This window comes from Streptomyces sp. NPDC101225 (assembly GCF_044767585.1).
In the GTDB taxonomy this organism is placed as follows: domain Bacteria; phylum Actinomycetota; class Actinomycetes; order Streptomycetales; family Streptomycetaceae; genus Streptomyces.
This window is the reverse complement of sequence record NZ_JBIWOE010000001.1, coordinates 46436-69486: the sequence shown is the minus strand read 5'-3', so window position 1 is coordinate 69486 and position 23051 is coordinate 46436. Positions and strand designations below refer to the sequence as shown.

At 73.4% G+C, this 23051-nt stretch carries 23 protein-coding genes; 15 read left to right on the top strand and 8 right to left on the bottom strand.

What is annotated here, in order from left to right; genetic code table 11:
* Window positions 1-35: 35 nt before the first annotated feature.
* Window positions 36-830 carry an SAM-dependent methyltransferase gene (locus ACIRPX_RS00280; protein ID WP_404187483.1) on the bottom strand — a complete coding sequence of 265 codons (795 nt, stop codon included), beginning with the start codon at window positions 828-830 and terminating at the stop codon, window positions 36-38.
* Window positions 831-874: 44 nt separating this feature from the next.
* Between ACIRPX_RS00280 and ACIRPX_RS00275 the strand changes: the two genes are divergently transcribed.
* On the top strand, window positions 875-2335 hold the full coding sequence (locus tag ACIRPX_RS00275; RefSeq protein WP_404187002.1) for a PP2C family protein-serine/threonine phosphatase: 1461 nt from the start codon (window positions 875-877) through the stop codon (window positions 2333-2335).
* Between the two features lie 17 nt (window positions 2336-2352).
* Here the strand turns inward: ACIRPX_RS00275 and ACIRPX_RS00270 are convergent, their stop codons facing one another.
* Window positions 2353-2781, bottom strand: a complete 429-nt coding sequence (locus ACIRPX_RS00270) for an ATP-binding protein (protein WP_404187482.1) — start codon at window positions 2779-2781, stop codon at window positions 2353-2355.
* Between the two features lie 203 nt (window positions 2782-2984).
* Between ACIRPX_RS00270 and ACIRPX_RS00265 the strand changes: the two genes are divergently transcribed.
* The 9 genes from ACIRPX_RS00265 (at window position 2985) to ACIRPX_RS00225 (ending at window position 11798) form a co-directional block, all read left to right on the top strand.
* A complete protein-coding gene (locus tag ACIRPX_RS00265) occupies window positions 2985-3866 on the top strand; it encodes a helix-turn-helix domain-containing protein (protein ID WP_404187001.1) in 882 nt (293 codons plus the stop codon).
* Window positions 3863-4123, top strand: a complete 261-nt coding sequence (locus ACIRPX_RS00260) for a DUF397 domain-containing protein (protein WP_404187000.1) — start codon at window positions 3863-3865, stop codon at window positions 4121-4123. Before ACIRPX_RS00265 ends, ACIRPX_RS00260 begins: the two co-directional genes overlap by 4 nt.
* A 92-nt stretch (window positions 4124-4215) precedes the next feature.
* Complete coding sequence (locus tag ACIRPX_RS00255; RefSeq protein WP_404186999.1) at window positions 4216-5022, top strand: SAM-dependent methyltransferase; 807 nt, start codon at window positions 4216-4218, stop codon at window positions 5020-5022.
* A 277-nt stretch (window positions 5023-5299) separates the two neighbouring features.
* The gene (locus ACIRPX_RS00250; protein WP_404186998.1) at window positions 5300-5674 is read left to right on the top strand and encodes a hypothetical protein; all 375 of its coding nucleotides are present in this window, start codon (window positions 5300-5302) and stop codon (window positions 5672-5674) included.
* 44 nt (window positions 5675-5718) lie between these two features.
* Entirely contained in the window at window positions 5719-6480 is a 762-nt protein-coding gene (locus tag ACIRPX_RS00245; protein ID WP_404186997.1) for a YqjF family protein, read from the top strand.
* Between the two features lie 9 nt (window positions 6481-6489).
* On the top strand, window positions 6490-7773 hold the full coding sequence (locus ACIRPX_RS00240) for an MFS transporter (protein ID WP_404186996.1): 1284 nt from the start codon (window positions 6490-6492) through the stop codon (window positions 7771-7773).
* Window positions 7774-8000: 227 nt separating this feature from the next.
* Window positions 8001-10382: an ATP-binding cassette domain-containing protein gene (locus ACIRPX_RS00235; RefSeq protein ID WP_404186995.1), complete on the top strand. Its 2382-nt coding sequence runs from the start codon at window positions 8001-8003 to the stop codon at window positions 10380-10382.
* Between the two features lie 76 nt (window positions 10383-10458).
* A complete protein-coding gene (locus ACIRPX_RS00230; RefSeq protein ID WP_404186994.1) occupies window positions 10459-11313 on the top strand; it encodes a helix-turn-helix domain-containing protein in 855 nt (284 codons plus the stop codon).
* A gap of 59 nt (window positions 11314-11372) precedes the next feature.
* A complete protein-coding gene (locus tag ACIRPX_RS00225) occupies window positions 11373-11798 on the top strand; it encodes a VOC family protein (RefSeq protein ID WP_404186993.1) in 426 nt (141 codons plus the stop codon).
* A gap of 206 nt (window positions 11799-12004) precedes the next feature.
* Here the strand turns inward: ACIRPX_RS00225 and ACIRPX_RS00220 are convergent, their stop codons facing one another.
* From ACIRPX_RS00220 to ACIRPX_RS00210, 3 genes are read right to left on the bottom strand one after another with little or no spacing between them, the layout of a single operon-like run.
* A complete protein-coding gene (locus ACIRPX_RS00220; RefSeq protein WP_404186992.1) occupies window positions 12005-12766 on the bottom strand; it encodes a cupin in 762 nt (253 codons plus the stop codon).
* Entirely contained in the window at window positions 12760-13698 is a 939-nt protein-coding gene (locus tag ACIRPX_RS00215) for a PmoA family protein (protein WP_404186991.1), read from the bottom strand. The genes ACIRPX_RS00220 and ACIRPX_RS00215 overlap by 7 nt, the downstream gene beginning before the upstream one ends.
* Window positions 13695-14810, bottom strand: coding sequence for a Gfo/Idh/MocA family protein (locus tag ACIRPX_RS00210; protein ID WP_404186990.1), 1116 nt, complete (start codon window positions 14808-14810; stop codon window positions 13695-13697). The genes ACIRPX_RS00215 and ACIRPX_RS00210 overlap by 4 nt, the downstream gene beginning before the upstream one ends.
* 426 nt (window positions 14811-15236) lie before the next feature.
* On the opposite strand from ACIRPX_RS00210, the gene ACIRPX_RS00205 reads away from it, so the two are divergent.
* A complete protein-coding gene (locus tag ACIRPX_RS00205) occupies window positions 15237-16370 on the top strand; it encodes a S1 family peptidase (protein WP_404187481.1) in 1134 nt (377 codons plus the stop codon).
* A 90-nt stretch (window positions 16371-16460) separates the two neighbouring features.
* Here the strand turns inward: ACIRPX_RS00205 and ACIRPX_RS00200 are convergent, their stop codons facing one another.
* The gene (locus ACIRPX_RS00200; protein WP_404186989.1) at window positions 16461-17306 is read right to left on the bottom strand and encodes an SDR family oxidoreductase; all 846 of its coding nucleotides are present in this window, start codon (window positions 17304-17306) and stop codon (window positions 16461-16463) included.
* 159 nt (window positions 17307-17465) lie between these two features.
* On the opposite strand from ACIRPX_RS00200, the gene ACIRPX_RS00195 reads away from it, so the two are divergent.
* The 4 genes from ACIRPX_RS00195 to ACIRPX_RS00180 all read left to right on the top strand — a co-directional run bounded on the left by ACIRPX_RS00195 (window position 17466) and on the right by ACIRPX_RS00180 (window position 20872).
* Entirely contained in the window at window positions 17466-17855 is a 390-nt protein-coding gene (locus ACIRPX_RS00195) for a winged helix-turn-helix transcriptional regulator (RefSeq protein WP_404186988.1), read from the top strand.
* A 4-nt stretch (window positions 17856-17859) separates the two neighbouring features.
* The gene (locus ACIRPX_RS00190) at window positions 17860-18789 is read left to right on the top strand and encodes a dienelactone hydrolase family protein (protein WP_404186987.1); all 930 of its coding nucleotides are present in this window, start codon (window positions 17860-17862) and stop codon (window positions 18787-18789) included.
* Between the two features lie 287 nt (window positions 18790-19076).
* Window positions 19077-19787, top strand: a complete 711-nt coding sequence (locus ACIRPX_RS00185; protein WP_404186986.1) for a ThuA domain-containing protein — start codon at window positions 19077-19079, stop codon at window positions 19785-19787.
* The gene (locus ACIRPX_RS00180; protein ID WP_404186985.1) at window positions 19757-20872 is read left to right on the top strand and encodes a Gfo/Idh/MocA family protein; all 1116 of its coding nucleotides are present in this window, start codon (window positions 19757-19759) and stop codon (window positions 20870-20872) included. Before ACIRPX_RS00185 ends, ACIRPX_RS00180 begins: the two co-directional genes overlap by 31 nt.
* Window positions 20873-20941: 69 nt before the next feature.
* Here ACIRPX_RS00180 and ACIRPX_RS00175 read toward each other — a convergent pair whose 3' ends face one another.
* Both ACIRPX_RS00175 and ACIRPX_RS00170 read right to left on the bottom strand, forming a co-directional pair.
* Window positions 20942-22135, bottom strand: coding sequence for a PP2C family protein-serine/threonine phosphatase (locus ACIRPX_RS00175; RefSeq protein WP_404186984.1), 1194 nt, complete (start codon window positions 22133-22135; stop codon window positions 20942-20944).
* Between the two features lie 111 nt (window positions 22136-22246).
* Window positions 22247-23005: an IclR family transcriptional regulator gene (locus ACIRPX_RS00170; protein ID WP_404186983.1), complete on the bottom strand. Its 759-nt coding sequence runs from the start codon at window positions 23003-23005 to the stop codon at window positions 22247-22249.
* Between the last annotated feature and the right edge of the window lie 46 nt (window positions 23006-23051).

The window sequence follows — 23051 nt, the reverse complement described above, 5'->3', positions numbered from 1 at the left end:
CGGACCGGGCCCGGAGAGGCCCAACTCCCGTGCGGTCACGGGCCCTTGCGGCCGACTCCCGCGTAGACCCAGTACTCCGAGGGCCTGTCGGGGATCCGGTCGCCCGGGTCCGGGCGCCACAGGGGCACGTAGACCAGGCCCGGCTGCACCAGGTCGAAGCCGTTGAAGAGACCGTGGATCTCGTCGTGGGAGCGGGCGGTGACGGGCGAGGTGGCGCGGGAGCGGTAGAGCTTGCCGACGGCGTCGGCCGTGTCCGGGCGGTCCTCGTTGGTGGCGTGGGTCAGCGCGAGCCAGCTGCCGTCGGGCAGGGCGTCACGGAAGGCCGCCACGATGCCCGCCGGGTTCTCCTCGGGCGAGACGAAGTGCAGGATCGTGATCATCAGCACGGCGACGGGCCGGCCGAAGTCGATCAGCTTGCGCACCTGCGGCGAGGCCAGGATGTCGGCGGGCCGCCGGATGTCGCCGTCGACGATGTCCGCGTCCGGGTTGTCGGCGAGCAGGGAGGCGCTGTGGGCCACCGCCACGGGGTCGTTGTCCACGTAGACGACCCGGGCGCCGGGGCTGGCGGCCTGCGCCACCTCGTGGACGTTGCCCTGGGTGGGGATGCCCGAGCCGAGGTCGATGAACTGCCGCACCCCGGAGTCGACCAGGAAGCGCACCGCGCGGCCGAGGAAGGCGCGGTTGGCCCGGGCCAGGGTGCGCACCTGCGGATCGATGGCGGTGAAGGCCGCGACGGCCTCGCGGTCGATGGCGAAATTGTGGGAACCGCCCAGCATGGCGTCGTACATACGGGCGACACTCGCCTTGTCGGGATCGGTCCCGGGTGGCATTCCAGCGTTGTCCGGCACTGCAACTCCCTCTATGACCAGGGGCCTTGACGCGTCATCATATAGTTGCCGACGACGCCCGACGAGCCACCCTCCTCGCGGTGCGCCCGGACACCCCACCCGGAAAGGCACGACCCCTGCGGAACGAACCGCGCAGCCGCACCGGCGACGCCCCCGCCGCCCAGCCCCCGCCCAGGCGTTCGGCCTTCTCCCCGGCCGCCGACGTCATCGGCTCGGAGCTGGATCTGCGGCTGACCGGCAGCCACGTCGTGCACGCGCTCACGCCCGGATTCTGCGACGCGGCCTCGGTCTATCTGCTGGAGCGCTGGCTGCGCGAGGAGAACGCCTACCCGGCCGCGGATCCGCCCCAGATAGAGGCGCGCCGGCTGGCCCTGCGCGTGGGGACGGACGCGGTGGAGGACTGGGCGGGCCTGCTGCCGGACGGCGAGGTGATCGTCTTCCCGCGGGAGACGCCGTACGCCCGCGCTCTCGCCGACGGACAGGCGCAGTTGCTCGACGCCGTCGACGCCCACACCTCGGAGCGGCTGATCGCCTCGGGCAACGGCGACGCGCGCATCGACGCGCTGCTGCGCGCCTCGTCCTTCTTCGTGGTCCCGCTGCAGCTGAGCGGTACGGCGATCGGCTTCGTCGCGGGCATCCGCGGCCCCGGCCGGGCCCCCTTCAGCACCGGGGAGGTCGTGGCCGTGGAGGCGCTGGCCGCACGGGTCGCGACGGCCCTGGACAACGCGCGCCGCTACGAGCGGGAGCGCCGCACGGCCCTGGCCATCCGCAACAGCCTGCTGCCCGGCTCCGCCCACGAGTTCGAGGGCTGCCGCGTCGCGCACGCCGGTCTGCCCGCCGGACAGGGCAACATCATCGGCGGCGACTGGTTCGACGTGCTGCGGCGGCCGGGCGACCGGGTCAGCCTCGTCGTGGGGGACGCGATGGGGCACGGCCCGGAGTCCGCCGTGGCGATGATCCAACTGCGCACCGCCGTACGTACGTTGGCGGGTTTCGACATCCCGGCCGCCGATCTCGTACGGCGCCTCGACGCGCTTGCCTACGACACCCCGGGCGCCTCCTTCGCGACCTGCGTCTACGCCGAGTGGGACGCCCGCGCGCGCACCTGCACGCTGGTCGGCGCGGGCCACCCTCCACCCTTGCTGCGCGGTCCCGACGGCCGGACCGCGCCGGTGACGCTGGCCAGCCCGGGGCTGCCCCTGGGGCTGGGCACGGGCAGCTACGAGGCCACCGTGCTCACCGTGGACGAGCCGTCCCTGCTGGTGCTCTACAGCGACGGCCTGGTCGAGTCCCGCGACGCCGACATCGACCAGGAGATCGCCCGCCTCGCACGCGCCCTGGACACGGCCGCCGTCGAACCCGATCCGGGCGACGACGACCAGCGGCTCCAGTCCCTGTGCCGGCGGCTGCTGCGCTCCCCCACGGCCGCCGCGGGCGCGGACGACCGTACGCTGCTGCTGGCCGAACTCTCGCCCGGGAAGGACTGACCCCCTGCCGTGCGGGCTCAGACCGTCAGGCTGGCCCAGACGGCGTTGCCCCCGGTGAGTCTGGACCGGTCGACCCCCCACACGTCCGCGATCGCCTCGACCAGGAGCAGTCCGCGGCCGTTCTCGTCGTCGGGACCCGGCTCGCAGCGGGGCAGTCCGCGCCCGGTGCGGTCGTGGTCGTGCACCTCCAGGCGCAGGCAGTCGTCGGCGACGAGCCCGATGCCGCACAGGATGCGCGCGCTCAAAGTGTGCCGCAGGGCGTTGGTGGCGAGCTCGGAGACGAGCAGCACGGCGTCGGCGCACAGGTCGGCGGGCACCCGCCAGGCGCTCAGCCGTGCGCTCACGGAGCGGCGGGCGACCTTGATGCTGGAGCGCTGCGGCGGCAGTTCGAGCCAGTGCGTTCGTTCCTGGCTCGCGGCGTCTAACAGCTGCGGGGAGGACGTCATGTGGGGGGACACGGCAGTTGCCTTCCAGGGGAGAGCGGGCGCGCGCTGTGATCGTCGCGAGGACTCGCGCAAGTAACTATGCTCACAGGCCAGTTCAACCTGCAACCAGCTGCCTGTTATTTTCATCTAGCCGGTATCGTTCTGGTGGCTTCAACAAGTCGCTTGCGCACAAGCGTTCGTGACGGTTCCTCAGGAGGTAGGACGTGAACGAAGGCCGGTCGGGCGCGGGCAGCAACAGCCCCAGCGCTCCCACCGTTCTCCGCATGATCCTCGGCCGACGGCTCCAGGAGCGGCGCCAGGACGCCGGCTTCTCGCTGGACGCCGCCGCCAAGGCGCTGCGGGTGACGTCCCTGACCATCCGCCGGCTGGAGAAGGCCGAGGTCGCACTCAAGCCTCTCTACGTGGAGAAGCTGCTCGAGACCTACGGGGCCGACCGGCAGGAGATCGAGGAGTTCGTCCCCCTCGCGGAGCGGGCCAACGAGCCCGGCTGGTGGCACATGTACCGCGACGTGCTGCCGACCTGGTTCAGCGCCTACGTCAGCCTGGAGACCGGTGCGACGACGCTGCGCACCTACGAGCCGCACTACGCGACCGGCCTGCTGCAGACCCCTCGGTACGCGCGGGCCGTCCTGCGTGGCGGCCTGCCCAACGGCAGCGAGGAGGAGCTGGACCGCCGGGTGGACGTGCGGCTGCGCCGCCAGAGCCTGCTGGAGAAGAAGAACGCGCCCACGCTCTGGGTGGTGATGGAGGAGGCCGTGCTGCACCGGGTGGTGGGCGGCCCCGAGGTGATGCGGGAGCAGGTCGACCGGCTCCTGGAGGTCTCGGAGCTGGAGCACGTCAGCGTCGACGTCGTGCCGTTCACCGCCGGCGCCCACGTCGGCGCGTGCGCGCCCTTCACCTACTTCCGCTTCGAGGAGCCGGAACTGCCCGACATCGTCTACACCGAGGTCCTCACCGGCTCCATGTACCTGGACCAGCGTTCGGACGTGTCGGCCCACCTGGAAGCGCACAACCGCATGTCCCTGCTGACCTCGGACGCGGACAGCAAGGCGCTCCTGAACCGCATGCGAAAGGAGTACTCATGACCGTGACCGGAGGCCGTGGCTGCCATGTCTACAACGGGATGCCGGCGTCGGACCTCGGCGATCAGGGCTGGGAGTCTCCGTGGAGCGGTCCCAACGGGGGCCAGTGCGTGCAGACCAAGCAACTCGCCGACGGCCGTGTGGCGCTGAGGCAGTCGACCGATCCCGCAGGACCCGCGCTGATCTACACCCCGGAGGAGATCACCGCGTTCGTCGCGGGAGTCAAACGAGGCCTCGCCGATCATCTGACGGCCGGCTGACGCCACCGGACCGGCGGGAGGAACCGGGACCGCCCCGGCCACCGACTGCCCGACCCCACCACCCCCACCCGCACACCACCGAAAGGGACAGGATGACCAGCTCGCACGCCGCGCGGGACATCGACACCAGCAGGCCCCACTCCGCCCGGATGTACGACTATTACCTCGGCGGCAAGGACCACTTCGAGGTCGACAAGCAGGCCGCGGAGACCGTCGCCGAGGCCTACCCGGCCATCTTCGTGTGCGCGCGGGAGAACCGGGCGTTCATGCACCGCGCCACCCGGGTCCTCGCCCGGGAGCACGGCATCCGCCAGTGGCTGGACATCGGCACCGGCATCCCGACCGAGCCCAACCTGCACCAGGTGGCCCAGTCCGTGGTGCCCGAGGCGCGGGTGGTCTACGCCGACAACGACCCGCTCGTCCTCAAGTACGCCGAGCGCCTGATGCGCAGCACCGCGCAGGGCCGCACGACGTACATCGAGGCGGACGTCAACGACCCCTCCACGCTGCTCAACTCCCCGGAGCTGGCCGAGGTCCTGGACCTGGACCGGCCGGTTGCCCTGTCGCTGAACGCCCTGATGCACTTCGTGCCGGACGCGCAGGACCCGTACGGCATCGTGGAGCGGCTGCTGGCCGTCCTGCCCTCGGGCAGCGCGCTGGCCCTGAGCCACTGCACGCCCGACTTCGACCCGGCCACCTGGCAGAAGGTCACCGACATCTACAACAACGCCGGTACGCCGGTGCAGTTCCGCTCGCAGCACGACGTGGCCCGGTTCTTCAGCGGGCTGGATCTGCTCGAGCCGGGGATCTCGGTGGGCCACCGCTGGCGCCCGGACGGCGAGAACACGGCCACGGACGCCGAGGTCAGCCTGTGGACCGGGGTGGGCATCAAGCCGTAGAGGTGTGGCGGTGCCGTAGCGGTGTGGCGGTCGGGGGTGCCGCCGTACGGCCCGGGTCCCGCACGGGGCCGGGCCGGCCACCGGGTTCGTCCATCGGCCCGCAGCGGACGCCGGGGCAGCAGCGGTGCCGCGCGGGGGCACGCACCCGGGGAGGGTGGACGCCGCCCGCCTACGTACACTCGACGGCGCCGGGACCGTGGCATCCGTCCCAGGAACCGTCGAGGTGCCCACGCGTGACGTCCGGTGCGTCGATGAGCCGGGCGGAAGTGGTGCGGCGATGGATCCGAGCGGCCGGGAGCGTCAGGCGTCCGCTCCCGCGGACGGCACGCGGCGGGCCGGGGGCGGCGTGCCCGGCGGGCGCCGCGGGCAGCAGGTCTCCCCGGCCGACGCGGCCGGGCTCGCGGGCGTCTCCTCGCAGACGGTCCCCCGGGTCTCCGACAGCCGCCCTCGTGCGATGACTTCGCCCCGGGAGCACGGTCTCCCGGCGATGCGGGACCTGGACCGCCGGCCCGACAGCGCGGCCCACGGGCCGCACCTGCCCGCGGACATCGGTGCCGTCGGCCTCGGCGGCATCCCCGCCGCCGGACTCCTCGTGCCGCACCGCCTCGTGGTCCGGCACCGCACCGCCGCGCCACGCGGGAGCAGACGGTGAGGCCGGGCGACGCGGAGCCGGTCACCCCGTCCACGCCGCGGCCCGTGCGCCGACCGTCGCTGGTGCAGGGCTGGCACCGACTCACCTTCCTGCACTGGCCGGTCGAGCCGGAACGGGTGGCCGCGCTGCTGCCCGCCGGCACCCGCCCCGACATCCTCGACGGAGCGACCTACGTGGGCCTGGTGCCGTTCGTGATGCGCGGTGTGGGTCTCGGTCCGGGGCCGGGGCTGCCGTATCTCGGCACGTTCTGCGAGACGAACGTACGGCTGTACTCGGTGGACGAGCAGGGCCGCCGCGGCGTGGTGTTCCGCTCCCTGGACGCGAGCCGCCTGCTGCCCGTACTGGTGGGTCGATGGGGTGTACGGCTCCCCTACGTCTGGTCGGCGATGCGCCTGCGCCATGAGAGCGGCGTGCTCACCTACGTCTGCCGGCGCGGACGGACGACGGGCCGCGGCCCCACGAGCCGGGTGGTCGTACGACCGGGCGAGCCCCTCGCGCGTCCCACTCCCCTGGAGCACTTCCTCACCGCCCGCTGGGGCATGCACGTCCCCTGGCACGGCCGCACGGCGCACCTGCCCAACGACCACCCGCCGTGGCCGCTGCACCGGGCCGAACTCCTGCATATCGACGACGAGTTGATCGCCGCTGCCGGTCTGCCGCAGGTGCGGGGCGCGCCGGTCAGCGTGCTGTACTCGCCCGGTGTCCCGGTCCGGTTCGGGGCGCCCGGCCTCGTGCGGCCGCGATCAGGAACCCCGCGGCCGGAGAGGTCAGTAACGGAGAAGCGCCGAGCCCGGCGCCGCCCGTAGCGTGACCGTGTGATCCGACATCTCGTGCCCTCCGCCTACCGGCCCGTCCTCGCCGACCGCACCTTCCGGCGGCTGGCCCTGGGCCTCGGAGTCTCCGGTCTCGGCGACGGCATGAGCTTCGTCGCGGTGGCGTGGCTCGCCATCGAGCTCGCGCCTGAGGCGACGCAGGGGCTGTGGGTCGGCGGCGCGGTCGCCGCGTACACCTTGCCGGGTGTGCTCGGCGCGCTGCTGCTCGGACGCCGGCTGCGCCGGGTGCCGGCCAGACGGCTGCTGACGGCGGACAGCGTGGTGCGCGCCGTGTTCATCGGCGCCGTCCCTCTGGCCTGGTCGGCCGGACTGCTGACCCCGCCGCTCTACGTCGTGCTGCTCGCGGTCTCGTCCCTGCTGCACGCATGGGGCGGCGCGGGCAAGTACACGCTCCTCGCCGAGCTGCTGCCCGAGGAGCAGCGGCTTCCCGCGAACACCTTCGTCGGCTCGCTCACCTTCGCCGCCACCATCGCCGGACCCGCCGTCGCCGGTCTGCTGGTGACGTACGCGAGCTCCGCGCTGGTCCTCGGCCTGGACGCCCTGAGCTACGTGTTCCTCGCCGTGCTGGTCGCGCGCAGCCGGCTGCCGGAGCGGGCGGACGCCTCCCCGGTCGACCCCGTCGACCAGGCGGCCGCCCGCGGCGGCCTCGCCCTCCTGCGCTCCCGCCCCGAGCTGCTCGGACTGCTGACGCTCACCTGGTTCTTCAATTTCCTCTACGGCCCCGTGGAGGTGGCCCTGCCGCTGCACGTGACCGGCGACCTGCATGCACCGGGCACGCTGCTGGGCCTGTACTGGATGCTGTTCGGCGTCGGCGCGGTGCTCGGTTCGCTGGCGGTCGGCGCTCTGCGGCAGCTCCCGCTGTGGCCCGTGACGGTCTGCATCGTGATCGCCTGGGGACTCTCGCTGCTGCCGTTCGGCCTCGGAGCGCCGACGGGCGCCACCGTCGCGTGCTTCACCCTCGGTGGCCTGGTCTACGGGCCCTTCGTCGCCCTGTCGGTGACCCTGATGCAGGCGAAGTCGCCGCCGCGGCACCTGGCCGCGATGCTCGCCGCCAACAACGCGGTACTGCTCACGGCGTCACCGCTCGGCACGGCGCTCGGCGGCCCGCTCACCGCGGCGCTGGGCCCCCGGACGACGATCGGCGGGTCGGGACTGGCCACCGTGGTGCTCGGCGTCGCCGCCTGCGTCCTGCTCGCGGCCCGGCGCGGTGACCGGCGGCACGACCCGTCAGGAATCGAGAAGCGCCGGTCCCCGAGCCGCGGCTAACGTGACCGCAGAACCACGACGCCAGGAGTGACCATGACCGGCCCAGCCGCGCAGGGGAGCAGGACCGCTGCGCATCCCGTGCCCGGCCCCGCGTCGGCCGCCGTCTCCACCGGCCCCGACGGCAACGTCCTCGGGCCGCTCCGGGAACGCTGACCACCGACGCCCCGCCGCGCACAGCCGACCACCGACGCCCCGCACCCGCCCCGGGCCCGACAGATGGAGAGACGATGACCACGGCCAAGAGGACGGACTCGCGGTCGCCCGCGCCGCACGCCGCCGACAGCCACGACCTGATCCGCGTGCACGGCGCGCGCGAGAACAACCTCAAGGACGTCAGCATCGAGATCCCGAAGCGCCGGCTGACGGTGTTCACCGGTGTCTCGGGCTCGGGCAAGAGCTCCCTGGTGTTCGACACGATCGCCGCGGAGTCGCAGCGGCTGATCAACGAGACCTACAGCGCCTTCGTACAGGGCTTCATGCCGAACCTGTCGCGGCCCGAGGTGGACGTCCTCGACGGCCTGACCACCGCGATCAGCGTCGACCAGCAGCGGATGGGCGCCGACCCGCGCTCCACGGTCGGCACGGCGACCGACGCCAACGCGATGCTGCGCATCCTGTTCAGCCGCCTCGGCAAGCCCTACGTCGGCCCGCCCGGGGCCTTCGCCTTCAACGTGCCCTCGGTGTCGGCGGCCGGGGCGATCTCGGTGGGCGGCGGCGCCAAGCAGAAGGTCACCTTCAACAAGGTGGGCGGCATGTGCCCGCGCTGCGAGGGCCGCGGCACGGTCTCCGACCTCGACCTGGCCCAGCTCTACGACGCGAGCAAGTCGATCAACGAGGGCGCCTTCACCATCCCCGGCTACACCGGCGGCGGCTGGAACTCCCGGCTGTACGCGGAGTCCGGCTTCTTCGACCCGGACAAGCCGATCAGCAGGTTCACGAAGAAGGAGCTGCACGACCTCCTGCACCGGGAGCCGACCCGGATGAAGATCGCGGGCATCAACATGACCTACGAGGGTCTGATCCCGCGCATCCAGAAGTCGATGCTGTCCAAGGACAAGGAGGCGATGCAGCCGCACGTCAGGGCGTTCGTGGAACGTGCGGTCACCTTCGCCACCTGCCCCGACTGCGACGGCACCCGGCTCGCCGAGCACGCCCGCACCTCGAAGATCAAGAAGGTCTCCATCGCGGACGCCTGCCGGATGGAGATCAGGGACCTGGCCGACTGGGTGCGGCAGCTGACGGACCCGTCGGTGGCGCCGCTGCTCGGCGCCCTGCAGCAGACCCTCGACTCGTTCGTGGAGATCGGCCTCGGCTATCTCTCCCTCGACCGGCCCGCGGGCACGCTCTCGGGCGGCGAGGCGCAGCGCGTCAAGATGATCCGCCACCTCGGCTCGTCGCTCACCGACGTCACCTACGTCTTCGACGAGCCGACCGCCGGCCTGCACCCGCACGACATCCAGCGGATGAACGGCCTGCTCCTGCGGCTGCGGGACAAGGGCAACACCGTGCTCGTGGTGGAGCACAAGCCGGAGGTCATCGAGATCGCCGACCATGTCGTCGACCTCGGTCCCGGCGCCGGGACGGCGGGCGGCACCGTCTGCTTCGAGGGCAGTGTCGGCACGCTGCGCGGCAGCGACACCGTCACCGGGCGCCACCTCGGCGACCGCGCCTCGCTCAAGGACGAGGTGCGCGGGTTCGGCGAGGTCCTGGAGATCCGCGGCGCCTCCGCGAACAACCTGCGGGACGTCGACGTGGACGTACCGCTCGGCGTGCTCACCGTGATCACCGGCGTCGCCGGGTCCGGCAAGAGTTCGCTGGTGCACCGGTCGGTCCCGCGGGACCTCGGGGTCGTCTCGGTCGACCAGAGCCCGATCCGGGGTTCGCGGCGCAGCAACCCGGCGACGTACACGGGTCTTCTGGAGCCCATCCGGAAGACCTTCGCCAAGGCCAACGGCGTCAAGCCCGCGCTCTTCAGCGCCAATTCCGAGGGCGCGTGCCCGACCTGCAACGGCAACGGCGTCATCTACACCGATCTGGCCATGATGGCCGGGGTGGCCAGCACCTGCGAGGACTGCGAGGGCAAGCGTTTCGACGCCTCGGTCCTGGAGTACCACCTCGGTGGCCGGGACATCTCCGAGGTGCTGGCGATGCCGGTCTCGGAGGCCCTGGACTTCTTCGCCGGGGGCGAGGCGCGCACGCCGGCCGCGCACAAGATCCTCGAACGCCTCGCGGACGTCGGCCTCGGCTACCTCACCCTCGGCCAGCCGCTGACCACCCTCTCCGGCGGTGAGCGCCAGCGCCTGAAGCTGGCCACGCACATGGCGGACAAGGGCGGCGTCTACGTGCTCGACGAGCCGACCACGGGCCTGCACCTCGCCGACGTGGCCCAGCTCCTCGGCCTGCTGGACCGGCTGGTCGACTCCGGCAAGTCGGTCATCGTCATCGAGCACCACCAGGCGGTCATGGCGCACGCGGACTGGATCATCGACCTCGGTCCCGGCGCCGGCCACGACGGCGGCCGCGTCGTCTTCGAGGGCACCCCGGCCGACCTGGTCGCCGAGCGCTCCACGCTCACGGGCAAGCACCTGGCGGAGTACGTCGGCGTCTGACCGGAGCGGGCGGGCCGCCGGGGCGGCGCCCGCCGCCGCGGTGCCGTCCGTCCCCCGCGCGCGGGACAATGGCCGCATGGCAGGCGACATCGTGGACGAGGCGGTGCGGGCGGCCCCCGCACCGCCGCTGCAAGGGCTGGTCGGCTGGTACTCCGGCTACCGCCAGCGCGGCCTGCCGCCCGCCCGGCACCGGGGGCTGCCCTCCCCGTGGCTGACCCTGATCATCACCCTCGACGAACCGCTGGGCATCGCCGCCCACCCTGATCCGGGCGCGGCACCCGGCGACTACCCGACCCTCCTCGGCGGCCTGCACGTCTCACCCGCGCTGATCGAGATGCCCGGCCGGCAGTCCGGTGTCCAGATCGCGATCAGCCCGCTCGGCGCACGCGTGCTGCTGGGGCTGCCGGCGGGCGAGCTGGCCGGTACGGACCTCCACGCGGACGACGTGCTGGGAGCGGACGTACGGGAGGTCCACGACCGGGTGCGCGCGGCGTCCGGCTGGGCCGCCCGCTTCGCCGTCCTCGACGACTGGCTGCTGCGCCGCGCGAGCCGGCACGACGGCGTGCGGGCGGCCTCGGCCGCACCGGTCGCCGGTGCCTGGCGGCGGCTGCTGTCGACCGGCGGGCGCCTGCGCGTCGACCGGCTCGCCGCCGAGGCCGCCGTCAGCGAGCGGCACCTGCGCAACCGCTTCCGCGCGGAGATCGGCCTCACGCCCAAGGCGGCCGCCCGGGTCATCCGCTTCGACCTGGCGCGGCGCCGTCTGGCCGGCCGCCCCGGCACCCTCGACCTGGCGGGCCTGGCCGCCGACTGCGGCTACGCGGACCAGTCCCACCTGGACCGGGAGTTCGGCGCCCTGGCCGCCTGCACACCCAGCGACTGGCTGGCGCAGGAGTTCCGAAACATCCAATCCGGTCATTATCCGCCCGCGTGAAGCTGGTGAGGACAACCGGCCGAACCGGGCTGCGGCCCGCGACACGGAGGCTCCTCACCATGACCAACACGCCCGACCCCGCCAAGCAGCCGCCCGCCCCGCAGGTCTGGCCCACCCTGCGGGCCCACGACGCCCGGGCCCTGATCGGCTTCCTCGTCGACGCCTTCGGTTTCGAGGAGACCGTGGTCCACGGCGAGGGCGACCTGGTCCAACACGCCCAGCTCAGCTGGCCCGAGGGCGGCGGCATCATGCTGGGCTCCGTCCGCGAGGAAACGGAACCCGGCACCGGTCCGACACCCCCGGGTGCCTTCAGCGCCTACGTCGTGACCGCCGACCCGGACGCCGTCCACGCCCGCGCCAAGGCGGCGGGCGCCGAGATCACCACGGACCTCCACGTCACCGACTACGGCTCGCGCGACTTCGCGGCACGCGACCCGGAGGGCAACCGGTGGTACTTCGGCACCTACGCGGGGGAGCCGCGCTGAGCGCCACCGGGTGAGCGGGCGCTCCCCCGGAGCGGCGGGCGGTCCCGGCCGCCGAGAAAGCGGCAGCAGGCGACGGCACCGGCAGGGCGGCGGACACGAACGGCCGCCGGCCGCCTGCCCGTCGACGGCCGCCGCCTCGTACGGCTCCGCCGGAATCCGGGGCGGACCGGCCGGGAACATGACCGTCGGCACGCCCGGCTGCCGGACTACGCGCCCTCGTAGGGCAGTGTCGTGCCCGGCAGCGCGTACTCGTCACGGCGGCCGCACATGCCGAAGCCGCCCATCCGGGTGGGTCCGGTCCGGTGCGCGGTGGCGTCGGCGAGGTGGTCGTCGCCGCCCGCAGCGAGCGCGTCGAGCCGGGCGCCGGTGCGTGCGGCGGCGGCCAGCGCGCCGGCCCGCCACAACTCCCGCCAGCGCGGCACCTTGTCGCGCACCAGCCGGGCGGCGGCCCGCTGGAACTCCCGGTACGGTCCCTCGTCCCCCGCCACCAGCGCCTCGCGCAGGACGAGGTAGCCCTCGACCGCGAGGTCCCTGCGGCGGCGCGCCGCCGTCTCCGTGTCAGCTCCGGCACCGGGCGGCAGCGTTGCGGCGTCCGCGTACGCCTCGGGGTCGGCGAGCACCTGGGGCGGGAAGGTGAACACGGCGTCCCCGGCCTCGGGCAGGCCGCTGTTCTCCATCAGCACGGTGACGCGCAGCTCGCCGCCCTGCACCATGCGGTGCACGGTGCCCGGCGTGAACCAGGCGACCGAGCCCGCCTCCAGCGGGATGTCGCGGTAGCCGTCGGGGCTCAGCGTCTGCACCGCTCCGCGGCCACCGGTGACGACGTACGCCTCCGTGCACACCAGATGCAGATGCGGGCTGCCGCCGCACACGCCGTCGGCGGCCCGCCAGTCGTAGGCGCTGAGGTGGGACAGGCCGACCGCGCCGGGCAGCGGGTGCGGCAGGGCCGGCCCTGGGTCGCTCACCACGGCAGGCCCTGCAGGTGGGCGCCGACGCGGTCACGGTCCCAGGCTCCGTCGGCGACGACGACCCGGTAGCGGTAGCCGAAGGACGCGCCGGGCGCCAGCTCGAACTCCTCGAAGAACGCCCAGGAGAAGGCGACCGTCGGGATCGGCTCGGAGCGCACGAACCAGTGCGAGGCGTGGATCGCGGCCGATGCGTCGAGGTTCTCGGGCGCGTGCGCGAAGACGAGCGTGGAGTGCGCGTCGACGTCGTCGTGCTCGGTGCTGAAGGCCAGCCAGGGGCCCTGGGTGCCCATCAGCTTGCCCGCGTCCGCCCCCGCTCCCCCGTCGATGTCGGGGCCGAAGGCGGTGCCGCCGGTGAAGTCGCGCGGACCGCGCCACTGCAGTCCGGTGTAGCCGGCCAGCTCGCGCCCGTGGGTGGTGGGTGAGCCGAAGACCAGCGGCAGGTCACGGAGGTTGGTGAGGTCGATGGACCAGTCCAGGGCCCAGGCACCGGCCTCCTCGTCCACGGAGTGGACGGCGATCCGGCGCACCTCTCGGGCCCATGCGGCGCCGCCGTTCTCCACCCAGGTCAGCGCCTCGGTGAAGGCGAGCCGGTCGTCCTCGACCGTGAACTCGGGGAAGCCGTCGTGCCGCATCGAGCCGACGCGGCCGGGCAGCCGCAGATAGCCCTCGCCGTGGACGTAGGAGTTGCCGCCCCAGAAGTTCTGGCCGGACAGATGGCTCGCCGTCATCTGCAGGCCCTTGTGCCAGCGGTGGTCGCTCGGGCGGTATCCGGTCACGGTGCGCCCGCCGAGGGTGCGCACCGGGTGGGCGTAGGGCTTGCGCGACTCGAAGGCGTCGGGGTCGGGGCGGTAGACGTAGCGGAGGATCTCGGTGCCGTCCGGCCCCGCCACCGCGATGTGGTCGCCGTAGGCGTGACTGACGCGGATGCTCATGCGCGCTCCTTGGGGGCCCAGTCGGGGTGGTCGCCGTGCATGGCCGGGTAGAACGGGTCCCCCGGGCCGATCTCGCCCGCGAACACGGGCCGTCCGGTGAACGCGGACTTGTAGAGGGCGGCCGCGAACTCCAGCGTGGCGCGCGCCTCCGGGCCGCTGCCCGGCGGCCGTACGCCGCTGTCGTACGCGTCGAGGAGCGCGCCGAGCTGGGCGGCGTGCGAGCTGGGGACGTCCGCGGCGGGCGTGCGCCAGGCCGTGGCGCGCTCGGCGGGGACGTGCGGGGCGGGGGTGTAGACCCAGTCGTCGTTGGTGTGGCCGTACAGATGGGTCAGCTCGATCGTCGCGTCGGCGCAGTCGATGCGGATGCGGCTGACCTCGTCCGGGGAGAGCACGCTGTTGACGACGGTCGCGAGGGCGCCGTTCTCGAACCGGACCAGGGCCGTGGAGACGTCCTCGCTCTCGGTGTCGTGCACCAGCCGTGCCGCCATGGCCCGCACCTCGGCCCACGGGCCGAGCAGATGCAGCAGGAGGTCGTACTGGTGGATGCCGTGGCCCATGGTCGGGCCGCCGCCCTCGGTGGCCCAGCGCCCGCGCCACGGTACGGCGTAGTAGGCGGCGTCGCGGTGCCAGGTGGTCTGGCAGTGCGCGACCAGCGGGGCGCCGACCCGGCCGCCGGCGATCAGCTCGCGCGCGTGGACGGCGCCGGAGCCGTAGCGGTGCTGGAAGACGACGGCGGCGTAGGCCCCGGACGACTCCTCGGCCGCGGCGATCTCGTCGTACTCGGCGAGCGAGAGACACAGGGGCTTCTCGCACAGCACCCAGGCACCGGACCGGAGCGCGGCGGTCGTCTGCTCCCGGTGCAGGGACGGCGGCGTGCCGATGAGGACCAGGTCGGGACGGACGCCGTCCAGCATCGCGGCCATCGACGTGTAGCCGGCGACCTCGCCGCCCGCCAGCTCCCGGAAGGCCGCCAGCCGGCCTTCGTCCACGTCGACGGCGGCCACCAGTTCCACGCGGTCGGCGTGGGCTTTCAGCGCGGACAGGTGGCTCCCGCTGACGATGGCGCCGGTGCCGACGACGGCGACTGAGCGACGATGGGGGCGTGGGGGCATACAGCGCTCCTCGGACGTACGACGAACAGTCAAGCAGAAAGCGCTTGCACTCGGAGTGACCTTAGGTGCGAGCGCATGTCAGGACAACCCCCCTGCAGGAAGTTCCGACCCATGGAGGGGCAGGTCGCGGGGGTGAACGGGGATGAACGGGGGCGACGCCGGGGGCGGGGTGGCCGCCGCCGGGGAGTGCGGGCCGACTGCCGCGCGGGGGCCGGCCGCCGCACGGGAGGCGGCGGCCGCCGGGGGCGCGAGCAGCACCCCCAGGTCCCCCACCCCGGAGGGAACCCGCTGCATTGGCATGGACCTGTTCATGATCCCCGACTATGCTCGGCCCCGCACGCCTGAGAGCGCTCTCATCGTTCTGCTGTTCCACCCCCACCTTGCTGGAACAACGAAGGGGCCACTGCCTTGAGACGCACAACAGCGATGCGCGCAGCCCTGCCCGCACTCCTCCTGCTGGGCACCTGGGCGACCGCGAGCACCCAGCCGGCCACCGCCGCCGGCGCCCCCGCCCGGTCCACCGAAGCACCCGCCTCCGCCTCGCTCCTGTCCGCGATGCGGCACGACTTCGGTCTGACGAAGAGCCAGGCCGAGGCACGCCTGGCCGCGGAGAAGAAGGCCACGGCCGTCGAACGGAAGGCGAAGCACGCCGCCGGGGCCTCCTACGGCGGCTCCTGGTTCGACGCCGGGAGCGGCAAGCTGACCGTGGCCGTCACCCGCGGCGCGGACACCGGCGCCGTACGCGCGACCGGTGCGGCCGTACGTCTCGTCGAGCACAGCGCGCGGCAGCTCGACGCGGTGAAGGACCGCATCGACGCCCTGTCCGCACCCGCCGGCGTCAGCAACTGGTACGTCGACACCAAGGCGAACAAGGTCGTCGTGGACGTGGTCACCGCACACCGGAATGACAACGATGTCCGCACCTTCCTGGCGAAGGCGCGCAAGGCCGGCCCGGTCACCGTGGAGCACACGGCGAAGGCGCCCCGGACCTTGGCGGCGGGCACCGTCGGCGGAGACCCGTACTACACCGGCAACGTCCGCTGCTCCATCGGCTTCTCGGTGTACGGGGGTTTCGTCTCCGCCGGGCACTGCGACCAGCACACCGGCGCGGTCTACGGCTGGGACCACTCCTACGTCGGCAACTTCCAGGGCTCGTCGTTCCCGGACAACGACTACTCCTGGGTGAACGTCGGCAGCGGCTGGTGGACCGTACCGGTCGTACTCGGCTGGGGCACGGTGTCCGACCAGCTCGTCCGCGGTTCGGCCGAAGCCCCCGTCGGCGCGTCCATCTGCCGCTCCGGCTCCACCTCGCACTGGCACTGCGGCACCGTCCTGGCCAAGAACGAGACGGTCAACTACAGCCAGGGCGCCGTCCATCAGATGACGAAGACGAACGTCTGCGCCGAGCCCGGCGACTCCGGCGGCTCCTTCATCAGCGGCGACCAGGCCCAGGGCGTCACCTCCGGCGGCTGGGGCAACTGCACCTCCGGCGGCGAGACCTGGTACCAGCCCGTCAACGAGATCCTCAACCGCTACGGGCTGACGCTGCACACCGCCTGATCCGTGAGCGGTGATCCTGCACCACCGAGCCCGGACGGGCCTCGCCGGCCCTTGACCGGCGAGGCCCGTCCGGCACGGGTGGCCACAGGACTAGCGGAACGCGGTGACGTGGTCGTGCGCCCAGTCGGCGAACGTACGCGGCGGGCGGCCGAGGAGCTGTTCGGCCTCGGGGCTGACGCGCTGCTCGGCCGGGGTCGGTGTGCCGAGGATGTCGAGCGTGGTGTCGACCACGGGCCCGGGCATGAGCCCCAGCATCCGGGCGCGCGCCTCGGCGCGGGTCAGCTCCTCGAAGCGGACCGGTTCGCCGAGGGCGGCGCCGATGGCCCGGGCCGCTTGGCGGGGTGTGACGAGGGCCGGGCCGGTGAGTTCACGGATCTGCCCGCCGTGGCCGTCCTCGCGCAGCGTGACGGCGGCGACCTCGGCGATGTCGCCCGGATCGATCAGGGGCAGGCCGACGTCGGCGAAGGGCGCGGCGACGAGGCGCCGGGTGCGGACCGACTCGGCCCAGGCGTAGGCGTTGGAGTCGAATCCGCCGGGGCGCAGGATCGTCCAGTCCGCCCCCGACTGCGTCACGGCGTCCTCGATGGCGCGCGCCGTGCCCCCGTGGGAGGCGGACTCGGGCCGGGTCGCGGCCCCTTGGGAGGACAGCAGTACGACGCGCGTGATGCCGGCGGCCTTCGCGACGTCGAGGATGGCGTGCGGGTCGAGCTCGTGGGCGCTGGGGCCGCCGCTCTGGAGGAACAGCGCATCCGCGCCGCCGAAGACGGGCCGCAGGCTCTCCGGGTCGGTGAGGTCCGCCGGATGGTGGCGCACTCCCTGCGGTACGTCGGCGGCCGAGATGCCGCGGGACGTCCCGGTCACCCGCTCGCCGGCGTCCGCGAGGCACCGCACGAGCGATCGGCCCACGTTGCCGGTCGCCCCCGTCACTACGATCATGGACAACTCCCCTGTCGCGAAGCGTGGTCGGCCCGCGCCCGAAGAAGGTCCGGGCGGGCCGCGGCACCGCGAGGACGTGTCGTCCGGGTGCCCTGGGGACGCTAACACCGCCGGTATAGTAGGTACCTACAGGAAAGTGGCTATCCCGGAGGGACGCTCATGGCCGACGCGAGGACCCGGACGGCGGCCGCCACGTCCGATCCGGAAGGTGCCTGCCCGATCAGCCCGGTCGTGGACATCGTCTTCAGCCGCTGGACCACACCGGTCCTGTGGAGCCTCCACACCTACGGCCGGCAGCGCTTCGTCGAGCTGGAGCGGCGCATCGCGAGGATCACGCCCAAGGTGCTCACGCAGCGGCTGCGGCAGTTGGAGCGTGACGGTCTCGTCGTACGCACGTATCACCCGGAGGTGCCTCCCCGGGTCGAGTACGAGATCAGCGAACTCGGCCGCAGCCTCGCCCCGCTGTTCGCGCATCTCTCCGAGTGGGCCGCGGCCCATCTCGACGAGGTGGACCAGGCCCGGCAGGACTACGACGCCGGCTCGGCCTGATCCCGTGTCCGCGAGCGGCGCCCTCCCGATGGAGTGGGTCGACCTCCCTGCCGCGGAGGGTGGTCGGACGGAGCACGTCTTCCGCCTGCGCCGGGCCTCGGGCGCCGGGACGGTTCCGGGCGCAGTGTGGCTGCCACCTGCCCGGGCCGGAGCCTCGCCGCCTCCCCTGGTCCTGCTGGGCCACGGCGGCAGCGGCCACAAGCGCAGTGCGCGCAACTGCCGTTTGGGTCAGTGGTTCGCATCGCGGGCCGGCTGCGCCGCGCTCGCCGTCGACGGGCCGTATCACGGTGAGCGCGTCTCGGCTCCGTTGCCCGCGGCGGAGTATCAGGCCCTGATCGCCGCGGAGGGGATCGAGGCGGTTCTCGACCGGATGACGGGCGACTGGCAGGCATCGGTGGACGCGCTCCACACCGCCGGACTCGCGGACGGCGGTCGGCTCGCCTGTCTGGGGATGTCCATGGGGACGCGCTTCGGCATTCCGCTTGCGGCAGCTCTCGGCGATCGGCTGCGCTGCGTCGTGTTCGGAAAGTTCGGACTTCGGCAAGCGCCGGAGATGCACCGGGGGCTGGACGCCCCCGAGCGAGTGGCGGCGGACGCGGCGCGCATCACCGCCCCGGCCCTGTTCCACCTGCAGTGGCACGACGAGGTCTTCCCCAGGGACGGCCAACTCGCCCTCTTCGACGCACTGGGATCGCCGGAGAAGGAACTGATCGCCTACAGCGGCCCGCACACCGGGGACAAGGACCACGCCGTCGCCCGCCGGCGTGACTTCGTCCGTCGTCATCTCCTCAAGGCCGTTGCCGGCGAGGGCGACTCGGCGGCGCCGGCTCGTGAGGTCCGTTGGCCGTCGGAGGGATCGGCATCCGGCCGGCCGACGTGGAGTGCGTGCCCGAGGCGGGACCCGAGCGCTGCTTCACCCGGCTCGGGACGCTGAGCCGGGTGCCGGGCGACCTGGGCGGGCGGCCGCGCCGCGAGGTCGTCGAGACGGTCCGCAGGGTGTTCGACGCCTTCGGGCAGGGGCGGGGACGTCCGCTTCACCGCCGCCGTCCGCGGCATGGACGCGCGGGCGCCGGCCGGTGCCGTCAGCCCCGGGGCGGCCGGGTGGCGCGCGGCCCGCGAACGGGGCCCGGCCGCGAAACTTTTCGTTGATCCACAAGCCCTTCCCCCGGCCCCAGCCGCGGGCGCATAGTGAGGACTCCGTTGTCCGGGGTGAGGAACAAGATGACGCGCAAGAAGGCCCTGATCGTTCGCGGCGGATGGGAGGGACACCGCCCGGTCGAGGCGACGGAGCTGTTCCTGCCCTTCCTCGACGAGAGCGGTTTCACGGTGCGGATCGAGGAGTCGACCGAGGTCTACGCCGACGCCGCCGTGATGGCCGCGACGGACCTCGTGGTGCAGTGCGTCTCGATGTCGGAGATCACCGCCGGACAGCTGTCGGGGCTGGCCTCGGCGGTCGAGGCCGGTACCGGCCTGACCGGCTGGCACGGCGGCATCGTCGACTCCTTCCGCGCCTCCTCCGACTATCTCCACCTGGTGGGCGGCCAGTTCGCGACCCACCCGGGCAAGGAGCCCTGCGAGCGCCGGGGCGAGGCGGCGGACAACTTCCTGCCGCACGTCGTCGGCATCACCGACCTCGGCCGCGAGCACCCCGTCACCGCGGGCATCGAGGACTTCGAGCTGTGCACCGAGCAGTACTGGGTGCTGCACGACGACCTGATCGACGTCCTCGCCACCACCACGCACCCGGCCCGCCCGTGGCAGCCGTGGCACCGGCCCGTGACCGTACCCGCGATCTGGACCCGCCGCTGGGGTGCCGGGCGGATCGTGGTGACGACTCCCGGGCACAGCCTGGACGTCCTGGAGAACCCCAGCGTCCGCACCATCGTCGAGAGGGGCATGCTGTGGGCGACGCGCACCGCGTCGGCGTCGTAGGACTCGGCGTCATCTCGCGCGCGTACCTGGACACGCTGGCCGGTCATCCCGCCGTGCACGTCACCGCGGTCGCCGATCTCGACGCCACACGGTCGGCCTCCGTCGCCGGCGAGCTGCCCGGCGCGGCGGCGCTGACCGTCGGGGAGTTGCTGAGCAGCCCGGACGTGGACACGGTGCTCAACCTCACCGTCCCCGCCGCGCACGCCGAGATCGCCCTCGGTGCCGTCGCCCGCGGCAAGCACGTCTACGGGGAGAAGCCGCTGGCCGCGACGCTCGACGACGCGCGCGCCGTCCTGGCGGCGGCCGCGGCGGCGGGTGTCGGTGTGGGGTGCGCGCCGGACACCGTCCTCGGCACCGGGGTCCAGACGGCGCGGGCGGCCGTGGCGGCGGGGGCCGTCGGGCGCCCGCTGTTCGCCACCGCCGTGATGGTGACGCCGGGTCACGAACGCTGGCATCCCCAGCCGGACTTCTACTACGCCCCCGGCGGCGGCCCCCTGTTCGACATGGGGCCGTACTACCTGGCGTCGCTGGTCCATCTGCTGGGGCCGGTGCGAGCCGTGACCGGCGCGTCCAGCCGGCTGCGGGCCGAGCGCGTCATCGGTTCCGGTCCACGCGCGGGCGAGCGGATACCGGTGTCGGTGGACAGCCATGTCTCCGGTGTGCTGGAGCACGTGAGCGGGGCGCTGACGACGATCACCACGAGTTTCGACGGCGTCGCCACCACGGCCGCGCCGATCGAGGTCCACGGCGAGACGGGGACCCTCTCGGTGCCGGACCCGAACTGGTTCGACGGCGAGGTCCGGCTCTTCGAACTCGGCGCCACGCGGTGGCGCGCGCTGCCGCCGTCGGCGGGATACGCCGAGGGCGCACGGGGTGTCGGCCTGCTCGACTTCATCGCCGCCGACGCGTCGCGGGCGCCTCGGGCGAGCGGTGATCTCGCCCTGCACGTGCTGGAGGCGATGAGCGCTCTGCTGCGCTCGTCGTCCGAGGGCCGCCGCGTCGATCTGACGACGGCCCCCGCGCTCCCTGCCCCCGTCCCGCTCACGACCGCCGAGCAGTGGAGGGCGCGGCCCACGGCACCCTGACCACGGCGGGGAGGCCCACACCTCGCGGGGCTCCCCACGGCACCGGGACGGACTCCCGGCCGACGGACGTCACGCCGCCTCCGCCGTCACGTCCCTGCCGCCCGCCCCGGCCACCTGCGTCGCCTCGGACGGTGTCGGCTTGCGGATCAGGAGGAGGGCCGCGTCGTCGTGGAGACGGCCGCCCACGTGGTGCAGGAGTTCCTCGTGGAGCGCGTCGAGGGTGCGGGAGGGGTCGTCGCAGACGTGGCGGGCCAGCCCTTCGTCGAGCGGGTAGAACGCGCGGCCGCCGTCGCGGGCCTCGGTGACCCCGTCCGTGTAGAGCAGCAGCTGGTCCCCGTCCGTGAAGGGCAGCACCTGCAGGCCGGGAGCGTGATCGGTGAGGGCGCGCAGCCCGAGCGGCGGGGCCGGCCGCGTGGGCTCCACGGTCTCGACGTCTCCGCGGGCGCGCACCAGCAGGGGCGGCGCGTGCCCGCAGTTGACCATCTCCAGCTGCCCCCGCCCCGGGTGACCGGCGACGACGGCGGTCACGAAGTCGTCGCTGCCGAGGTTGCGCGCGAGACTCCGCTCGATCCGCTCCACGACCGCGAGGAGGTCGGGCTCGTCCCAGGCCGCCTCACGGAAGACACCGAGTACGAGCGCGGCGGTGGAGACGGCCGGCAGCCCCTTGCCCCGCACGTCGCCGACGATCATCCGCACCCCGTACGGCGTGGGGATCAGCGCGTACAGGTCGCCGCCGATCCGGGCCTCGGCCGCCGCCGCGCTGTAGCGGACGGCGACCTGGAAGGGGCCGACCGTCTGCGGCACGGGCTTGAGCAGTGCGTGCTGGGCGGTCTCCGCGACCGAGCGGACGGCCGCGAGCACCCGTTCGCGGCCGGCGCGCAGCCTGCTGGCCAGGGCGCTCGCCAGGGTGACGGCCACCAGCGCGGACAACAGGGCCGCCGGCGCCTGGTGCGGCCTGCCGTCCCAGGCGCTGAGGACCGCGCACAGCACCACGGCGAGCAGTCCGACGCACAGCACACCGCGCGGCCCGTTGGTGGTGGCGGCCAGGGCGGGCCCGGCCGCGAGCAGCGGCAGCCAGACGCCGGCGCCTCCGGCCAGGTCGACGAGGACGACCACGGTGACGACCAGGGCGGGCAGGATGGGCGCCGTCGCCGTCAGCTGGGCTACGGCGCGGCGGCGGGCCGACGCCCCCCGGCCGGCGGCTCGGTCCCCGCGCGCCCGTATGGGCCGGCGGCCGTCGTGACGCTGGCGGGCCTGGCTCATATGTCTTTCGCTGTCCTTGTCTGTGTGGGCGCACGGGGCTGGGGCGCGGTGACGAAATGCCTGGTTCATCCAGGAAACGGCCTCGGCCGAACCCTCACAAGAAGGGGATTTTCAGATAGTGAGCGACAGGCCCCTGGTCACGCGGTTCGCGATCGGGATCAGCCGCTCCCGGACCTCCGGCATCCGGTGCAGCCGCTCCACCGGCAGCGACACGCCGAGGGAGCCGAGCGTCTGCCCGCTGTAGACGGGGACGGCGACGCAGACCGTGCCCAGGGCGTACTCCTCCAGGTCGGTGACGGCCGGGGCCTCGGGCGCGGACTCCAGGCGCCGCAGCAGCTCGGGCATGCTGGTGATCGTCCGCGGGGTGAGGTCGGCGAGATGGTGCCGGGAGAGGTACTCCATGCGCGCGCCCTCGTCCAGTTCCCGCAGGACGGACTTGCCGAGGGCGGTGGCGTGCCCCGCGTCCTCGAAGCCCACCCAGAGGTCGACGCGGGGCGCCCGGGCGCTGTCGACGATCTCGGCGACCCGGATCTCGCCGTCCTCGTAGAAGGTGAGGTACGCGGCTGCCCCGAGCTCGTCCCGCAGCGCGGCCAGCGTGGGGCGGACCCGGCTGAGCAGCGCCTGGCCGCGGCCGCTGGCCTGCAGCGCCTGCATCCGGTCCCCGAGGACGAAACCGCCGTCGGTGAGCTTGCGCAGGTATCCGTCATGGACCAGGGTCCGCAGCAGGTGGTAGGCCGTGGCCAGGGGCAGCCCCGTCTCACGTGCCAGCTGCTTCGCCGGCGCGCCGTTCACGTGCGCGCTCACCGCCTCCAGCAGCCGGAAGGCCCGCTGGACGGAGGTGATCAGCGTGGGGCCGTCGTGCCCACCCATGCCTCAAGGGTGCGGCAGGCGACCGCGGGGGGCAACGTGAGGGGTG

Coding starts and splice junctions, on each gene's coding strand:
- ACIRPX_RS00205 (WP_404187481.1), top strand. CDS start 15,237: ATGCGCGCAGCCCTGCCCGCACTCCTCCTGCTGGGCACCTGGGCGACC.
- ACIRPX_RS00280 (WP_404187483.1), bottom strand. CDS start 830: ATGCCACCCGGGACCGATCCCGACAAGGCGAGTGTCGCCCGTATGTAC.
- ACIRPX_RS00215 (WP_404186991.1), bottom strand. CDS start 13,698: ATGAGCATCCGCGTCAGTCACGCCTACGGCGACCACATCGCGGTGGCG.
- ACIRPX_RS00185 (WP_404186986.1), top strand. CDS start 19,077: ATGACGCGCAAGAAGGCCCTGATCGTTCGCGGCGGATGGGAGGGACAC.
- ACIRPX_RS00260 (WP_404187000.1), top strand. CDS start 3,863: ATGACCGTGACCGGAGGCCGTGGCTGCCATGTCTACAACGGGATGCCG.
- ACIRPX_RS00170 (WP_404186983.1), bottom strand. CDS start 23,005: ATGGGTGGGCACGACGGCCCCACGCTGATCACCTCCGTCCAGCGGGCC.
- ACIRPX_RS00175 (WP_404186984.1), bottom strand. CDS start 22,135: ATGAGCCAGGCCCGCCAGCGTCACGACGGCCGCCGGCCCATACGGGCG.
- ACIRPX_RS00200 (WP_404186989.1), bottom strand. CDS start 17,306: ATGATCGTAGTGACGGGGGCGACCGGCAACGTGGGCCGATCGCTCGTG.
- ACIRPX_RS00255 (WP_404186999.1), top strand. CDS start 4,216: ATGACCAGCTCGCACGCCGCGCGGGACATCGACACCAGCAGGCCCCAC.
- ACIRPX_RS00250 (WP_404186998.1), top strand. CDS start 5,300: ATGGATCCGAGCGGCCGGGAGCGTCAGGCGTCCGCTCCCGCGGACGGC.
- ACIRPX_RS00230 (WP_404186994.1), top strand. CDS start 10,459: ATGGCAGGCGACATCGTGGACGAGGCGGTGCGGGCGGCCCCCGCACCG.
- ACIRPX_RS00235 (WP_404186995.1), top strand. CDS start 8,001: ATGACCACGGCCAAGAGGACGGACTCGCGGTCGCCCGCGCCGCACGCC.
- ACIRPX_RS00210 (WP_404186990.1), bottom strand. CDS start 14,810: ATGCCCCCACGCCCCCATCGTCGCTCAGTCGCCGTCGTCGGCACCGGC.
- ACIRPX_RS00225 (WP_404186993.1), top strand. CDS start 11,373: ATGACCAACACGCCCGACCCCGCCAAGCAGCCGCCCGCCCCGCAGGTC.
- ACIRPX_RS00195 (WP_404186988.1), top strand. CDS start 17,466: ATGGCCGACGCGAGGACCCGGACGGCGGCCGCCACGTCCGATCCGGAA.
- ACIRPX_RS00270 (WP_404187482.1), bottom strand. CDS start 2,781: ATGACGTCCTCCCCGCAGCTGTTAGACGCCGCGAGCCAGGAACGAACG.